Annotated in this window: 14 protein-coding genes; 5 read left to right on the forward strand and 9 right to left on the reverse strand. The window is 61.4% G+C overall.

Annotated elements, in window-relative coordinates; genetic code table 11:
- Window positions 1–17: 17 nt before the first annotated feature.
- From O3306_RS10935 to O3306_RS10970, 8 genes are all read right to left on the reverse strand, one after another.
- Window positions 18–932: a DMT family transporter gene (locus O3306_RS10935; protein WP_272006915.1), complete on the reverse strand. Its 915-nt coding sequence runs from the start codon at window positions 930–932 to the stop codon at window positions 18–20.
- Window positions 929–1957: a DMT family transporter gene (locus O3306_RS10940; protein WP_272006917.1), complete on the reverse strand. Its 1029-nt coding sequence runs from the start codon at window positions 1955–1957 to the stop codon at window positions 929–931. The genes O3306_RS10935 and O3306_RS10940 overlap by 4 nt, the downstream gene beginning before the upstream one ends.
- Window positions 1958–2075: 118 nt before the next feature.
- The gene (gene acs, locus O3306_RS10945; protein ID WP_272006919.1) at window positions 2076–4022 is read right to left on the reverse strand and encodes an acetate--CoA ligase; all 1947 of its coding nucleotides are present in this window, start codon (window positions 4020–4022) and stop codon (window positions 2076–2078) included.
- A gap of 81 nt (window positions 4023–4103) precedes the next feature.
- Window positions 4104–4859 carry an ABC transporter ATP-binding protein gene (locus tag O3306_RS10950; protein WP_272006922.1) on the reverse strand — a complete coding sequence of 252 codons (756 nt, stop codon included), beginning with the start codon at window positions 4857–4859 and terminating at the stop codon, window positions 4104–4106.
- 96 nt (window positions 4860–4955) lie between these two features.
- On the reverse strand, window positions 4956–5711 hold the full coding sequence (locus O3306_RS10955; RefSeq protein ID WP_272006925.1) for an ABC transporter ATP-binding protein: 756 nt from the start codon (window positions 5709–5711) through the stop codon (window positions 4956–4958).
- An 11-nt stretch (window positions 5712–5722) separates the two neighbouring features.
- Entirely contained in the window at window positions 5723–6931 is a 1209-nt protein-coding gene (locus O3306_RS10960) for a branched-chain amino acid ABC transporter permease (RefSeq protein WP_272006926.1), read from the reverse strand.
- Between the two features lie 3 nt (window positions 6932–6934).
- Complete coding sequence (locus tag O3306_RS10965; RefSeq protein ID WP_272006928.1) at window positions 6935–7966, reverse strand: branched-chain amino acid ABC transporter permease; 1032 nt, start codon at window positions 7964–7966, stop codon at window positions 6935–6937.
- Between the two features lie 103 nt (window positions 7967–8069).
- Window positions 8070–9416 carry a substrate-binding protein gene (locus O3306_RS10970; protein WP_272006931.1) on the reverse strand — a complete coding sequence of 449 codons (1347 nt, stop codon included), beginning with the start codon at window positions 9414–9416 and terminating at the stop codon, window positions 8070–8072.
- A 218-nt stretch (window positions 9417–9634) separates the two neighbouring features.
- Between O3306_RS10970 and O3306_RS10975 the strand changes: the two genes are divergently transcribed.
- The 5 genes from O3306_RS10975 to O3306_RS10995 all read left to right on the forward strand — a co-directional run bounded on the left by O3306_RS10975 (window position 9635) and on the right by O3306_RS10995 (window position 15747).
- Complete coding sequence (locus tag O3306_RS10975; RefSeq protein WP_272006934.1) at window positions 9635–10933, forward strand: helix-turn-helix domain-containing protein; 1299 nt, start codon at window positions 9635–9637, stop codon at window positions 10931–10933.
- A 73-nt stretch (window positions 10934–11006) separates the two neighbouring features.
- Window positions 11007–11375: a response regulator transcription factor gene (locus tag O3306_RS10980; protein ID WP_272006937.1), complete on the forward strand. Its 369-nt coding sequence runs from the start codon at window positions 11007–11009 to the stop codon at window positions 11373–11375.
- Complete coding sequence (locus O3306_RS10985; protein WP_272006940.1) at window positions 11372–11701, forward strand: hypothetical protein; 330 nt, start codon at window positions 11372–11374, stop codon at window positions 11699–11701. Before O3306_RS10980 ends, O3306_RS10985 begins: the two co-directional genes overlap by 4 nt.
- A complete protein-coding gene (locus O3306_RS10990; protein WP_272006943.1) occupies window positions 11698–14382 on the forward strand; it encodes an ATP-binding protein in 2685 nt (894 codons plus the stop codon). Before O3306_RS10985 ends, O3306_RS10990 begins: the two co-directional genes overlap by 4 nt.
- Before the next feature lie 201 nt (window positions 14383–14583).
- Entirely contained in the window at window positions 14584–15747 is a 1164-nt protein-coding gene (locus O3306_RS10995) for a FliM/FliN family flagellar motor C-terminal domain-containing protein (protein WP_272006946.1), read from the forward strand.
- A gap of 97 nt (window positions 15748–15844) precedes the next feature.
- Here the strand turns inward: O3306_RS10995 and O3306_RS11000 are convergent, their stop codons facing one another.
- Complete coding sequence (locus tag O3306_RS11000) at window positions 15845–16708, reverse strand: MBL fold metallo-hydrolase (protein ID WP_272006949.1); 864 nt, start codon at window positions 16706–16708, stop codon at window positions 15845–15847.
- Window positions 16709–16890: the final 182 nt, after the last annotated feature.

Raw genomic sequence — 16890 nt, forward strand, 5'->3', positions numbered from 1 at the left:
AAAAATCTGGAACCGGCTCAAACGTGCGGCGGTGGCGGTTTTCGGCGTGTCCCGCTCAGAGCGTTGGCTGCGATGGCCGCCAACAGGATGCAGCCGCCCAGTACCGTGTAAGGCGTCGCTGTTTCACCCAGCGCGAGCCACACCCAGACCGGGGCCAGAACCACTTCGGCCAGCGACAACAGCGTCAGTTCCGCCGCAGGCACGGTGCGCGACCCAAGCGTATAGAGCACCAGTCCTGCGCCGACCTGAAATATCCCCATGCCAAGCGCCACGCCGCCATCGCGCGGCGCCAGGACCAGAGGCAGCCCTGCGGTCAGGCAGATCACCCCCATGATCCCCACCGCCATCAGCCCTGACAGGAACACCGCCGGCAGCATTTCTCTCGCGCGGCCCCAGCGCAGGGCAATGGTGAAGACAGCAAAGCCAAAAGCTGATCCGAACGCCGCAAGGTTGCCGCGCAGAGCCGCACCGCCGGGCTTGTCCCAGACCATGATCCCGATCCCCAATATGGCGGCAGCAATGGCGATCCATGTGGTACGGCGGACCGGCTCTCGCAGGATCACGAGGCCGAGGATCGCGGCGATGAACGGGGCAGAGGCGAACATCATCATCGCATTGGCGACGGAGGTGTGTTGCAGCGCATAGATGCCGCCCGTATAGGCGCCCACCAGCGCCAGCGCGCCGATGACACCGGGCCAGCCGACACGGCGGACATGGGAAAAGGGATCGCTGCCGGTTCTGAGGCGGATCACGACATAGAGCAATGCACTGAGGCTGATGGAGCGGTACAAGAGGATTTGCCATACGACGGCATCCTCGATCAGACGAATGCCCAGCCCGATCGTGGACCACAGGACCCCGGCCAGAAACACCAGCAGCATACCTCGCCCGCGTCCGGTTGCGGCCTCGGCAAATGTGGCGGTCGCGCTCATGGCGTGTCGGTTTCGTCGGGGGTAGGCGGCGGCATCGGAATGCCGGGGGCAAAGGTCGATTCAGCCACATTGGTCGGATCGTCGCGGTGGCGCGTGGCGCGCAATTCGCGGTACCCTAGGTAGAGCCCGCTTGCCACGATCAGCGTCATGCCCAGCCAGGTCGCGGTGGGTGGAACCTCGTCAAAGAGTACCCAGGCGACAACAAGCGCGATCGGCATGTAGGTGTAATCGAACGGTGCGACAAGGCTGGCATTTGCGACCTGATAGGCGCGCGTCAGCAGCATCCATCCGGTCATGCCGACCAGGCTCAATGCCAGGAACTGCGGCCAGTCGCGTGCCAGCTCCGTGGGCCACGCCATGCGCAGATGATTGAATTCGGGCCCAATATCAATGATCTGGTTGGTCAGCCAGCCGATCGGCAGGATCATCAGCCCCATGAAACCGATGGTCTGCAGCCCCATCGTCAGCGTCGATTCCTGCTCGCCCATCTGCCGGGCGAGGATCTGGCTGATCGCGTAGGTCAGTGCGCAGATCAGCGGCAGGATAGCCACCCATGTGAAACTGTCGCTGCCTGGATTCATCGCGATAATCACGCCCACAAAGCCCACGACCAGCGCAAGGATGCGGTGGATTCCGATGGTTTCGCGCAGCACCACTGCCGCCAGCAGCGCAGTCATCAACGGGGCGGAAAAGAAGATCGTGGTGACTTCGGCCAGCCCCATCAAGGGAAAGGCGCTGTAAAAGAGCGAAAAGCCCATGGCGAGCAACGCCGCGCGCACCAGATGTAGCTTCCAGAACGGTGTGAGGATGCGGTGAGGGCCACCGAGCCAGAGGATGATTGGCGTAAGCACGATCAGGGTGACAAGCGAGCGCGCAAGAATGAGATGCCAGACCGGATGCGTATCCAGCATCGTCTTCATCAGAACGTCCTGAACAACAAAAAGCACCATGCCGATTTCAGCGCAGGCGATCCCGTGCAAGGCGCGGCTGGGCGGTGGGGCCGGGGTGTGGGTGATCGTGGTCATGGCCACAGCCTGCCAAGCAGTACGGGCCCGGGTCGCGCTTGTTTGCGACGGCGTGTCGCAAACTTACCCCGCAAAGACAAGCTTTGCGGGGTAAGTTGCAGTTTTAACTCGTTAAATGTTAACTGCGGTTCATCCGGTTTTCGATCAGATCGTCGACCACGGCGGGCTCTGCCAGGGTCGATGTGTCACCCAGCGCGCCGAAATCGTCCTCGGCGATCTTGCGCAGGATACGGCGCATGATCTTGCCCGAGCGAGTCTTGGGCAGGCCCGGCGCCCACTGGATCACGTCCGGCTTGGCAATCGGGCCAATCTCGGTCCGGACCCATTTCTCAAGTTCCTTGCGCAGCTCGTCGCTGGGTTCGATTCCGTTCATCAGCGTGACATAGGCATAAATGCCCTGGCCTTTGATCTCGTGCGGATAGCCGACCACGGCGGCCTCGGCGACCTTGGGATGCGCAACCAGCGCGGATTCGACTTCGGCGGTGCCCATCCGGTGGCCAGAGACGTTGATCACGTCATCGACACGCCCGGTGATCCAGTAATAGCCATCGGCATCGCGGCGGCAGCCGTCGCCGCTGAAATAGTACCCTTTGTAGTCCGAGAAATAGGTTTTCTCGAACCGCTCATGGTCACCGTAGACAGTGCGCATCTGACCCGGCCAGCTGTCCTTGATGCACAGCACGCCTTCAGCCTCGGTGGTGGTGATTTCCTCGCCGGATTGCGGGTCGAGAATGGCGGGCTGCACTCCGAAGAACGGCAGCGAGGCCGAGCCGGGTTTGGTCGGGGTGGCGCCGGGCAGGGGGGTGATGAGGTGCCCGCCGTTCTCGGTCTGCCACCAGGTATCGACAATCGGACGCGTGCCCTTGCCGACGACATCGTTGTACCAGTTCCACGCCTCGGGGTTGATCGGTTCACCGACGGTGCCCAGTACCTTGAGGCTGCTCAGGTCGCATTTCTCGACAAATTCCTTGCCCTGACCCATCAGCGCGCGGATGGCCGTCGGGGCGGTGTAGAACTGGTTGACCTTGTGCTTTTCGCAGACCTGCCAGAAGCGGCTGGCGTCCGGGTAGGTCGGCACGCCTTCGAACATCAACGTGGTCGCCCCGTTGGCGAGCGGGCCGTAAACGATATAGCTGTGCCCGGTGACCCAGCCCACATCGGCGGTGCACCAGAAAACGTCGCCATCATGGTAGTCGAATACCAGTTGATGGGTGAGCGATGCGTAGACGATATAGCCGCCGGTCGTGTGGACCACGCCCTTGGGCTGCCCGGTCGAACCGGAGGTGTAGAGCACGAAGAGCGGATCTTCGGCGTTCATCTCTTCGGGCGGGCAATCGGGGCTGGCCTCGGCCATGAGCGCCTTGCAGTCATGGTCGCGATCCGTCCAGGTGGTCTGCCCGCCGGTATGCTTGATCACCAGGCACTGAACCCGGTCGTCGCAATGCAGCAGGGCCGCGTCGGCGTTGGATTTCAGTGCTGTCTTGCGGCCGCCGCGGGGCGCTTCGTCGGCGGTGATCAGCACCCGCGCGCCTGAACCGTTGATTCGCGCGCCGAGCGCATCGGGAGAGAAGCCGGCGAACACGATGGAATGGATGGCGCCGATGCGCGCGCAGGCCAGCATGGCATAGGCGGCCTCGGGGATCATCGGCAGGTAGAGCACGACGCGGTCGCCCTTGGTCACGCCCATGCCCTTCAGAACATTGGCCATGCGGCAGGTCTGCTCGTGAAGCTCGCGGTAGCTAATGTGGCGTGCCTCGGTCTTGGGATCGTCGGGTTCCCAGATGATCGCGGTCTGGTCGCCGCGCGTTTCAAGGTGGCGGTCGATGCAATTGGCAGAAACGTTCAGCGTGCCGTCTTCGTACCATTTGATCGAGATGTTGCCGGGAGCAAATGAGACGTCCTTGACCTTCGAATAAGGCTTGATCCAGTCGATCCGCTTGCCCTGCTCGCCCCAGAAGGCGGAGGGGTCCGCGATGGAGGCGGCATACATTTCCTTGTATTTCGCGGCGTCCACATGGGCCTTCGCGACGAAATCGTCTGAAGGCGGGTAGGTTTTATCTGACATGATCTGACCTCTTTCTTGCAATTCTGTCTTACGGAACGGCCCCTGAATAGAGGCCGCGTTGCTCAATTCGCTGGTGGGAACCTAGATCGCGAGGTACTCCGCGCGCAACTCTGCATTTTCCAGCACTTCAGCAGCGGTCCCGTCAAAGACGATCCCACCCGTATCCAGAATGATCGCGCGGTCGGCGAGTTCGAGTGCGCGCACCGCGTTTTGTTCGACAAGGATTGTGGTGATTCCCTGCTCCTTGATAATCCGCAGTGTCTTTTCGATTTCGTCGACGATCACCGGTGCCAGCCCTTCATAAGGCTCGTCCAGCAGCAGCACCTTGATGCTGCGGGCCAGCGCGCGGGCCACTGCCAGCATCTGCTGTTCGCCACCCGACAGGGTTATGCCCTCTTGCTTGCGACGTTCCTTGAGGCGGGGAAAGAGCTCGTAGAGCCGTTCGATCGACCAGCCGATCGGTGGCGCGATCTGCGCCAGTTGCAAATTCTCCTCGACCGTCAGGCCGGGAATGATGCAGCGATCCTCGGGCACCAGTCCGATGCCGGCGGCGGCGGCCTCGTAGCTCTTCATGTTGTGCAGCGGTTGTTGATCCAGCCAGACCTCGCCGTGGTTCATCTGCGGGTTGTCCATCCGCGCGATCGAGCGCAGCGTCGTTGTCTTGCCCGCGCCGTTGCGGCCCAGCAGGGCCAGGATCTCGCCCTCATGCACGTTAAAGCTGATATCCTGCACGATGTAGCTTTCACCGTAGTAGGATTGCATCCCCCAGACGGACAGAAAGGCGGGGGCAGTCTCGGCGTAGTTCTTGCCTTTGTTGAAATCGGGTTTGACGTTCATTTTTTTGTCTCCCGTTCCGGACCAGGTCCGAAACCTCATGGTTGACCGCAAGGCCCCCGGGGCGAACCCCGGAGGGGCGGTGTGACTGCTTCGGCTTCAGGCGCTTTCGCCCAGATACGCTTCGCGCACCTTGGGGTGGCCCTTGATCTTGTCCGGCGTGTCCTCGACCAGTGGCGACCCCTGCGCCAGAACGGTGATCCGCTCGGCGAGGCTGAACACCACATGCATATCATGCTCGATGATGGCGATGGTGATGTCACGCTCCTCCTTGATCTGCTTGAGCAGGTCGATCGTGTTGTTGGTGTCGGCCCGAGCCATGCCTGCGGTTGGCTCGTCCAACAGTAACAGGCGCGGATTCTGCGACAGGCACATGCCGATTTCGAGCCGACGCTTGTCTCCCCGGCTCATCGCGGCAGAGTGGAAATGCCGCTTGTCGATCATGTTGAGGCTTTCCAGCATATGTTCGGCCTGTTCGATGACGTCCTTTTCGCCCGTCGTCGCGCCGATGGCGTTCATCTGGAATGCCCCGTCACGTTTGGCGAAGATCGGGATCATCATGTTTTCCAGCACGGTCAGGTCGCCGAAAATCTCGGGCGTCTGGAACACGCGGGAAATGCCCATCTGGCAAATCTCGTATGATTTGCGCCCCAGCACCGACTGGCCGTCGAACATGACGCTGCCGGTGTCGGGAATGAGCTTGCCGATGAGCACATTCAGCAGCGTAGATTTTCCGGCCCCGTTCGGCCCGATGATCGCGTGGACGGTGTTTTCCTCGATGCTGAGGTTCACATCGCCCAGTGCCTGCAGACCACCGAACCGCTTGTTGACGTTCTTGACTTCAAGAATTCCCATGGGTCTGTTCCTTATTCCGCAGGCGTGGATTGGTTGGCGTCTGCCTGGGCCTGTTCGGCCTCGGTTCGACCGGTGAATAGACCGCGGATCTTCTGACCACCCTGGACCAGACCACCCGGCAGGAAGATCACGATCAGCATGAACAGGACGCCCAGCGTAAGGTGCCAGCCCTTGCCGACGAAAGGATGCACGATCGTGACCATGAAATCCTCCATTCCGTCAGGCAGGAACGAGAACCAGCTGTGCAGGACGCTGTCGTTGATCTTCGAGAAGATATTCTCGAAATACTTGATCAGTCCTGAGCCAAGTACCGGCCCGATCAGCGTTCCGGTTCCGCCAAGGATGGTCATGAGAACCACTTCGCCAGAGGCGGTCCACTGCATCCGTTCGGCACCGGCGAGCGGATCGACCGCCGACAGCAAGCCGCCCGCGAGCCCGGCATACATGCCCGAGATCACGAAGGCCGCCAGCGTGTAGGGCCGCGCGTTCAGGCCGGTATAGTACATCCGCGTGTTGTTCGATTTCACAGCGCGCAACATCATCCCGAATGGCGAGCGGAAGATGCGGATCGATAGGTAGAAGGCCAGAACCATGATGATCGCACAAAGGTAGTAGCCGACGTTGAACTGGAATTGCCACGCACCCAGCTGCATTTCATGGGTCGCCCGCATGCTGAGGCCGAAGAGGTGTGGCAGATCGGGCTTGTCCGCCGAGTGCAGCCATTGCGGATCGTTGGAATAGACCTGCAGGCCCGTTTCACCATTGGTCAGGTTGAACTTCGGGTTGGACAGCACCGAATACGCCAGCGCAAAGGACATCTGCGCAAAGGCCAGCGTCAGGATCGAGAAGTAGATGCCGGAGCGGCGCAGGCTGACGACACCGATCAGGTAGGCAAAGATGCCCGAGGTCAGGATCGACAGCAGGATACCTGGCATCACGTTGTAGCCCAACAGCTTGAACATCCAGACGCAGGAGTAGGAACCGACCCCGAGAAAGGCCGCATGTCCGAAGCTGAGATAACCGGTCAGCCCGAAGAGGATGTTGAACCCGATCGCGAAGATGCCGTAGATCACGAATTTCTGCATCAGGTCGGGGTAGCCGGCGTTGAATTGCGCCATGGCCGAGCCTTCGGGGAAAGGGTTCAGGAGGAAGGGAGCCAGCATCGCCAGAGCGACGACGATGAGCAGCAGGGTAAAGTCTCTTTTGTTCAGTCCAAGCATGGTTTAGTCCTCCATCACGCCTTTTTTGCCCATCAGGCCCCGCGGACGTGTCAGCAGGATTATGATCGCGACAAGATAGATGATGATCTGGTTGATGCCTGGAATTGTCGTGGTGGCCCAGGTCGTTGACGCGAAACTTTCGAGGATGCCCAGCAGGAAGCCGGCCGCGACGGCACCAGGCAGAGAGCCCATGCCACCGACGACCACAACCACGAAGCTGAGAACCAGGAAATCCATGCCCATGTGATAGTTGGGCGCGTTGATCGGTGCGTACATCACACCAGCCAGCCCCGCCACCGCGGCAGCGATGCCGAACATGATGGTGAATTTCCGGTCGATGTTGATGCCCAGCAGGCCGACTGTCTCGCGGTCGGCCATGCCGGCGCGCACCACCATCCCGAAGGTGGTGAATTGCAGGAAGGCAAAGACCGCGCCGATGATCAGCGCCGAGAAGGCGAAATAGATCAGCCGCCAGATGGGGTAGATGACCGAGTTTGCCTCGAACCCGAGCATCGGGCTGAAGTCAAAGCTGCCGCGGAAAACATCGGGTGCGGGCGTCGGGATCGGGTTGGCGCCGAAATAGTACTTGATGACTTCCTGCAGCACGATGGCCAGACCAAAGGTCACGAGGATCTGGTCGGCATGGGGGCGCTTGTAGAAATGCTTGATCAGGCCGCGTTCCATGATCACGCCGATGCTGATCATGATGGGAATGGAGAACAGTATCGCCAGCGGCACCGACCAGTCGATCAACGCCGAGCCCATTTCTGGGCCGAACCAGTGCTCGACATAAGGCGTTTCGATCTTCAGGGGATTTCCCAGGAAATCTGTCTGTGTTTCGTCGATCGTCTGGTAGCTGATGCTGAAGATTTTCGACAGGGTCACGGCACAGAATGCCCCGAGCATGAAGATCGCGCCGTGGGCGAAGTTTACCACGCCCAGTGTGCCGAAGATTAGTGTCAGGCCCAATGCGATCAGCGCATAGGCTGATCCCTTGTCCAGACCGTTCAGAATTTGAAGGATAATTGCGTCCATTATGTCCACCCGTGGCAAATGAATTGCGGCCGATGCTCCGCAATCCTACGGAACAATCCCGGTCGCGCGCAGGGGCGCGACCGGGTGCTAGGCTAGGCTAGGCTTAGGCGCCCGGGTTGCACTTACCCAGTTCGCCACCAGCGAACATTGGGTGATCGGGTGCGTATTCGACCTGTGCCCGCGGTGTGACCTCGACGATTTCCAGCGTGTCGTACTGGTTGGTCGGGTTCTCTTTGCCTTTCATGACCAGCACATCCTTGAAGCACTGGTGATCTGCGCCACGGTAGGTGGTGGGACCATTGCCCAGACCGTCGAAGTCAAAGTCTTCGAGGGCTTCGACGACGCCGCAGGGGTTGAAGGTGCCAGCACGTTCGCAGGCATCCGCATAGAGCAGGGTCTGCACATAGCAGGTGTGCGCCGAGTTGGACGGCGGACGGCCGTACTTTTCGCCGAACGACTTGGTGAACGCCTTGGAGCCTTCGTCCTGCAACTGCCAGTTCCAGTTCATCGAGCCGATAACGCCTTTAACGTTGTCGCCTGCACCGGCGGCCATCAGTTCCGAGTAGAGCGGAACGACGATCTCGAAGTTCTTGCCATTCACCTGCTTGCTCAGCAGGTCGAATTCGATGGCGTTGGACAGCGAGTTCACCATGTTCCCGCCGTAGTGGTTCAGAACCAGAACGTCGGCGCCCGAGTTCAGAACCGGCGCGATGTAGGACGAGAAGTCCGTGGAGGCCAGCGGTGTCAGGACGTTGTTGACGGTTTCCCAGCCGATGGCTTCGGTCGCGGCTGCGATCGATTCCTGCTGAGTCCAGCCCCATGTGTAGTCAGCGGTCAGGTGATAGGCGCGGCGGTCCGAGCCGTAGGCATTTTTAAGCACGGGTGCCAATGCCGCGGCGGACATGTAACCGTTAAAGAAGTGACGGAAGCCGTTGGCTTTCTTGTCTTTCCCGGTCGTGTCGTTGGAGTGGGTGAGACCGGCCATGAAAATCACGCCCGCGTCTTGGCACAGACCCTGAACAGCGACAGCTACGCCCGAGGACGAACCGCCGTTGATCATGATCGCGCCGTCTTTTTCGATCATCGACTTGGCCGATGCGCGTGCGGCGTCTGATTTTGTCTGGGTGTCACCGGACACGAAGGTGACCTTCTTGCCCAGGATGCCGTTCCCTTTCAGCGCTTTGGAGCTGAAAGTGTTCAACATGCCGCCGTCACCTTCTCCGTTGAGGTGCTGGACCGCAAGTTCCTGCGCGCGCAACTCGTCCAGGCCTTCTTCGGCATAGGGGCCGGTTTGCGGCACGTTGAAGCCCAGCGTCACGGTGCTGCCGGAGGGGGCGTTGGTGTAGCCGGAATGCGAGGCCGCGCTCAGATAAGTCGGCAGCGCGAGGCCTGCCCCGGCGGCGGCACTGGTTTTCAGCAGGCCCCGACGTGTGAAATTGGATTTGGACATGTAGATCCTCCCTTAAAGAATTCATGGGGAGGGACTCCCTTGCGCCTCCCCAAACAGCACAAGTGTGCAAATATAGTATGCCACGGTTTAAGAAAATTTCTCAACAACCGCCTTGAATAGCACGATAATTTTGTAAAAAACTGAACAGAAACATGGCGGAAGTTGTAAAAATAATTTCACACTGTTAGGAAAGACATTGAAACAATAGGGAAAATGCCGTGGCGGAAAGCACCATCACTGGCACGCGGATTCGCGAAAGACGCGTGGAGCGGGGGATCAAGCAGACAGAGCTGGCTGCGATGGTCGAAATCTCGCCGTCCTATCTCAACCTGATCGAACATAACCGGCGCAGAATCGGCGGCACATTGCTCTTGCGCATCGCACGGGCGCTGAAAGTCGAGCCGCAGGTACTCAGCCATGGTGCGGAAGCCGCGCTGATCGGGGGCTTGCGCGAGGCCGCCGGCGATGGGTCTGCTGCCGCCGCAGAACGGGACCGGCTGGAAGAGTTCGCAGGGCGTTTTCCGGGGTGGGCCCAGACGCTGGTGGACAGCTTTCGCCACGGCGAAGAAATGGAACGCATGGTGCAGACGCTCACCGACCGTCTGGCGCATGATCCGCATCTGGCGGAGTCGATCCACGAGGTGCTCTCGGTGGTTGCCGCGATCCGCTCGGCGGCGTCGATTCTGGTGGAAACGCCGGAGCTGGAGCAGAAATGGCAGGCGCGGTTCCACCGCAATATCGACGAAGACAGCAAGCGGCTGGCCGATGGGGCAAAATCCCTCGTGCGATACCTCGACGCCACGCCGGGATCCGAGGCCGATATCCGCTCGCCGCAGGACGAACTGGATCAGTTCCTCTCCGAGAACCAGTTCAACTTTGCCACTTTGGAGACGGGCGGCGCGGAGGCCGTTGATGCTGTGCTTGAGGCCGATACGATCCTGAGCTTGCCCACTGCGCGCGAACTGGTGCGCGCGTTTCTGGAGCAATACCAACGCGACGCCCTACGCCTGCCGCGCGCCTTGCTTGAGCAGGCATTGGACCGTGTCGGGCTCGACCCATTGGCGATAGCTGAGGACGTTCAACAGGATCTGCCGTGTGTTTTTCGATGCCTTGCCAGCTTGCCCGCCGATGTTGCGGGGCCCATCGGGCTGGTGGTCTGCGACGGTTCCGGCGCGATGCTGACGCGCAAGCCGCTCGATGGCTTTTCGGTGTCGCGCCCGTCCGGGGCCTGTCCGCTCTGGCCGATCTACCGGGTGCTCACGCAACCCGGCGTTCCGCTGCGTATGCGGGTGCTCCAGCCGGATCGCGATGCGCGCCCGGTCACCGCTCTGGCCGTAACCGAGCAGATTGGTCCGGCTCGTTATAACGAGCCGCCGCTAGTGCGTGCCTACATGCTCCTGCTGCCGGAGCCGGAGAGCGAGGATGCGCCATCGCTGGTCGGAACCAGCTGCCGCATCTGCCCGCGTCAGGACTGCATTGCCCGGCGCGAGCCGTCAGTGATGCAAGAGGGGTTTTGACAGGCCCGGCCTGTTGCCGGATAGTGACCCGGGTCTGCGTGTGCAGCAAGGGCTTGAGGGGGGACGGGATCAGATGGCCAGACGGGTTCTGCTGATTGAGGACGAACCGAACATCATAGAAGCGATCAGCTTCATCCTGTCGCGGGACGGGTGGGATGTGAAATCCCATTCCAATGGACATGATGCGATGGAGATCGTGCGTGCGCGGCGTCCCGATGTGATCATCCTCGACGTGATGTTGCCGGGGCGCAGCGGTTTTGACATCCTCGCGGATATCCGTGCCGATCCCGATCTGGGCAAGGTGCCTGTATTGATGCTCACGGCGCGTGGTCAGCAAAAAGACCGCGAAATGGCCGAGCGCGCAGGCGCAACCCACTACATGACCAAGCCGTTTTCGAATGCCGAAGTGTTGGATGTGGTGCGTAGCCTGGTGGGCTCATGACCGAAGAACCACAGGACGAAATACCCGGAGAAGTCACGCGCGCCGTTTTTTACGAGCGGCGCACATATCGTCGTCGGCGCATGGTCGATGCGACGCGTCTTTTGCCGATCCTTGGGGTTGTCCTGTTTCTGATACCGCTTCTCTGGCAGGGGGAAGAAGGCGCGCGCACGACAGATGTCATGATCTACATCTTTGGCATCTGGGCATTGCTGGCGGGGCTGTCAGGGCTGGTGTCGCGCGATTTGGGGCGCGACCGATCCGGGAGCGACAGCGAAGCCGTCGCTGATGTTGATGCCCTGGAGACGCCGGGTGGAGAGGGCAGATGACGACGCCTAACCTGCTGGTTCTCGTCTGCATTCTCTATGTGACCTTCCTTTTTGCCGTCGCCTTTGCTGCGGATCGTGCCGCCCTGAAGGGACGCGGCACCTGGCTGCGTTCGCCGCTGATCTACACGCTGTCGCTGTCGATCTACTGCACTGCATGGACATTCTACGGCGCAGTCGGCTACGCGGCGCGCTCGGGGCTGGAGTTCGTGACGATTTACTTAGGCCCGACGCTGGTGATGATCGGTTGGTGGTGGACGCTGCGCAAGATGGTGCGCATCGGACGCAGCCAGCGGATCACGTCGATTGCCGACATGATTTCATCGCGCTACGGCAAATCGAACACGCTCGCGGTTTTCGTCACGCTGATCGCGGTGGTCGGCACGACCCCCTATATCGCGCTGCAATTGCAATCCGTGACGCTGTCCTTCGCGGCCTTCTCGAAGGTTGATCCGACGCTTACCTCGGTCGTCAGGCTGCGGTCGACCGGGCTCTATGTGGCAATCGGCCTGGCGGTCTTTACCATCCTTTTCGGCACTCGCAACGTTGATGCGAACGAAAGGCATCACGGCGTGGTGATGGCTATCGCGCTAGAGGCTGTGGTCAAGCTTTTTGCCTTGCTGGCGGTCGGTGTCTTTGTCGTCTGGGGGCTGGGCGACGGGATCAGCAACACGCTGGACGTGATCGACGCGTCCAAGATCGCAGAGTGGGATGTGCCCGGCGGTCGCTGGGCCGGGCTTACGATGCTGTCGGCGGCGGCTTTCATCTGTCTGCCGCGCATCTTTCAGGTGATGGTGGTCGAGAACGAAGACGAAGGCCACCTGCGTACCGCCACTTGGGCCTTCCCCGTCTACCTCATGCTGATGAGCCTTTTTGTCATTCCCATCGCCGCCGTCGGGCTAAAGTTGATGCCGAGCGATGCCAACCCGGATCTCTTTGTGCTGACGCTGCCGTTGCTGGCGGGCGAGGACTCCTTGGCGATCCTGTCCTTCCTTGGTGGCTTTTCGTCGGCCACGTCGATGGTCATCGTTGCGGCGATTGCGCTGTCGACGATGGTGTCGAACCATATCGTCATGCCGATCTGGCTGCGGATGAGGGGCGGCACTGCCATGGTGGCGGGCGACGTGCGCGATGTGGCGCTGCTGGCGCGGCGGCTGTCGATCGCGGGTGTCGTGATGCTGGGATACCTGTACTTCCGCCTGTCGGGCGCGGGCACCGCGTTAGCGGCGATCGGGCTGGTTTCCTTCGTCGGCTTGTCGCAGTTCCTGCCTGCGTTGATGGGCGGCCTGTTCTGGCGTGGCGCGACGCGCATGGGGGCGCTGGCGGGGCTTTCGGTCGGTTTTCTGCTCTGGCTCTACTGCCTCTTCCTGCCCAGCTTCGGCCCCGGCGTCCTGCTGCCGGTGTCGGTGATCGAGCATGGGTTGCTGGGGCAATCGTGGCTGCGTCCACAGGCGCTCTTCGGGGCGCAGGGCATGGACAAGGTCGTGCATGCGGTCATGTGGTCGATGTTGCTGAACTGTGCCGCCTTCCTTCTGGTGTCGCTGCTGACCTTCCCCAAGCCGGTCGAGCGGCTGCAGGGCGCGCAGTTCGTGAATGTCTTTGATCACTCCAGCCGCCCGGGTAGCTGGACCGGCGGGCTGGCGCAGTCCGAAGACCTGCTGATCATGACCCAGCGGATCATGGGCGCGACCGAGGCGCAGGCGCTCTTTTCGGGCATGGCCCGCAAGCAGGGTCTGACAGGATATCTGCCTGAACCCTCGACAGAGTTTCTGGGCGTGCTGGAGCGTGAGCTGTCGGGTTCGGTCGGTGCGGCGACCGCACATGCGATGATCAGCCAGATCGTCGGACGGGCGACGGTGTCGGTCGAGGATCTGCTGGCGGTGGCGGATGAGGCTGCGCAGATCATGGAGTATTCCAGCCGGTTGGAAGCGAAATCGGCCGAGCAGGCCCGCACCGCTCGGCAATTGCGCGAAGCAAACGACAAGCTGACCAAGCTCTCGGTGCAAAAGGATTCCTTCCTCAGCCAGGTGAGCCATGAATTGCGCACCCCGATGACATCTATCCGCGCCTTTTCCGAGATTTTGCGCGATGCAGGTGGCCTGAACCCCGAGGAGCAGCAGAAGTATTCCTCCATCATCTATGATGAGTCGCGCCGTCTGACGCGGCTGCTTGACGATCTGCTGGATCTCAGCGTGCTGGAAAGCGGACAGGTCACGCTGAACATGCAGCTGGGTCTGCTGTCCGATATGCTGGACCGTGCCGTGGCGGCCACCGGCGGGACCGTCGACGGTTTTCGCATCGAGCGCGATCTGCCCTCCGAGCAGATCGTGCTCAACACCGATGTCGACCGGCTCAGCCAGGTTTTCATCAACCTGATCGCCAATGCGCATAAATATTGCGATGCCGACCAGCCGGTGCTGCGGATCGAGGTGCGGTCGGCGGGCGATAAGCTCGAGATCGATTTTGCCGATAATGGCACCGGCATTCAGATGGCCGATCAGACGGTGATTTTCGAGAAATTCGCGCGTATCGGCGTCTCCAGGGCGGCGGGGGCTGGGCTTGGCCTGGCGATCTGCCGCGAGATCATGGCTCGGTTGGGCGGTGAAATCAGCTATGTGCCCGGCCAGAGCGGTGCAGCCTTTCGCGTGACCTTGCCGCAAGAAATGTGCATGGCCGCGCATTGATATGCGTGTCTGATGGCATCAAGCGATGTCGCGAAAATCCTGAAACGCAGCTTTTCCCGAAACGATTTGGTAACCGTCCCGGAGGTAGGGTCGCTGCAAAATGCCCACGAGTTTGCAGGGCGGCAGGTCTTTTCGCTTTCTCCGGATCAGGGAAAGCCCGTGAGAGGTCTTGTAACCTGAGGGAGCGGTAGCGACGGGAGCATGGCAGAGAAAGCAATCAAATCGGTGATGCGACGCATGGCCCGGATAGGGCGGCAGGAACACAGCGCCCGGACGATGAGCCCGGCCAAGGCGCTGCGTCTGTCGCTTGCCCGAGCAGCGGACAAGCTATTTGATCTGCCGCTGACCGTGACAGCGATCGAGCAGGACGACATTTCCCATGCCGATCTGGCGGCTGAATTGGGGGAGGGCGGCTTGCTTGTCCTGCTGGACGGGGCGGCGGGTGAGGGCGGTGCGATGCGGCTTGATCCCGGGTTGCTGACCGCGCTGGTCGAGATGCAGACCACCGGTCACGTCAGCGGCCAGTGCGATGCCACACGCCGTGTCACGCGGACCGATGCAGCTATGGCGGCACCGCTGATTGATGGCACGCTGGAGCGGATCGATGCGTGCATGACGGCGGAGTCGAGCGAGGAATGGGTGGGCGGCTATCGATTCGGTGTCATGATCGACGACGCCCGCGCATTGGCGCTGTCGCTGTCCGCGCCGGACTACACCGTGTTTCGCGTGATGCTCGAAATCGGCGCAGAGGCTTGTCCCGCCGCGTTGACGATGATCCTGCCATTCGTCGCGCCCGCGCCGCCACAAACCGCCGCGTCGGGTGCCGGTGCTGTTCCGCCGGACACGACATTGGCGCGCGCCGTTCTGGATGCGCCGGTGGCGCTTCGGGCCGTGCTGGGGCGTATCACCATGCCGCTGGATAAACTCTGCACGCTGAAGGTTGCGGACAGGCTGCCTTTCTCCAGGGATCAGTTGCTGGATGCGCGGCTTGAGGTGGGGCAGAAACAGCTGGTGGCGCATGCCCGGCTTGGCCAGATGAACGGGGCCCGTGCCGTCCGGCTTGCCTTGCCCGACGGCGTTGCCGCAGGTGCGTCGTGTGATCAGCAGGGGCCGGGGGTTGCCGTGATGGACCCGGCGCAACAACCGCCTCGCGCGCTGGTTCGCGATGCCGTTGCGACAGCAAAGCGCGGCGGGGCCAAGTCTCCGCTGCCCGCCAATAAGCCAGAGGCAGGAGCCGCGCAGGGAACCAAAAAATTGGCAAAGAATGCCACCGACCCAGGCGACCAGACCCAGACAGGTGGCGCGGATCCGGCAGCCCTGACACCGGATCTGATGATGGCCGAAGCCACGCAGAAAAAGGGGTGACGTCGCATCTGCCCGATCCCACAACGCCGTGGAACAATCAGGCTTTGAGCGCGGCTCACAAGAGCCCGCCATTCAGGTGTTTGCGAAAGGCCTCAGGTCAGAGCTTGTTGACCGGCACCTTGAGAAAGACGCTGCCGCTTTCGTCTTCGGGCGGCATCTGGCCTGCGCGCATGTTGACCTGAAGCGACGGGATGATCAGCCGGGGCATGGCAAGCTGGGCATCGCGGGCATCGCGCATCGCGGTGAACTCGGCCTCGGACACGCCGCCACCGACATGCACGTTGCGCGCCTTCTGCTCACCCACCGTACTCTCCCACGCGTAAACGTCGCGGCCGGGGGCCTTATAATCATGTGCGACGAAAATGCGGGTGGCGTCCGGAAGGCTGAGAATTTTCTGGATCGAGGCATAAAGCTGCGCCGACGATCCGCCCGGAAAATCGCAGCGCGCCGTGCCGAAATCGGGCATGAACAGCGTATCGCCGACAAACGCCGCATCACCGATCACGTAAGTCAGGCACGCAGGCGTATGGCCGGGCGTATGCAGCACATCCGCGCGCATCTGTCCGATATGCAGGCTGTCGCCTTCGGAAAAGAGCCGGTCGAATTGCGAGCCGTCACGCTGAAACTCGGTGCCTTCGTTGAACACCTTGCCGAATGTTTCCTGTACCACGCGGATATTCGCGCCGATCCCGATCTGGCCGCCGACCCGCTCTTGAATATAGGGGGCCGCCGAAAGGTGATCGGCATGCACATGAGATTCCAGCAGCCAGTGCAGCTCCAGCCCCTCGGCCTCGATATGCGCAATGATCCGGTCGGCCGAGGCCGTATCGGTCCGCCCTGAGGCGTAATCGAAATCCAGCACCGGGTCGATCACCGCGCAGGCGCTGCCCGAAGGATCGCGCACGACGTAAGAGATCGTGTTCGTGGCAGGATCGAAAAAGGCGGTGACATCGGGGGACACGATTGGGCGTTCTCCTGTAGTTTGCGCGAAGATAACCGTGCAGGCTGGGCGATGACAAGGTGGCGTTTGCGCGCGTGTTCCGGAGGCTGCGCACTGGCGTCTTGTCGGCGCCGATACCAGCGCGCCCTTGCCAGAGCGCCGGGCTTTGGTACTAAATGTGGTAGCAGTGGAAAGCTGCGGTC

This window comes from Roseovarius sp. ZX-A-9, from assembly GCF_028369135.1.
In the GTDB taxonomy this organism is placed as follows: domain Bacteria; phylum Pseudomonadota; class Alphaproteobacteria; order Rhodobacterales; family Rhodobacteraceae; genus Roseovarius.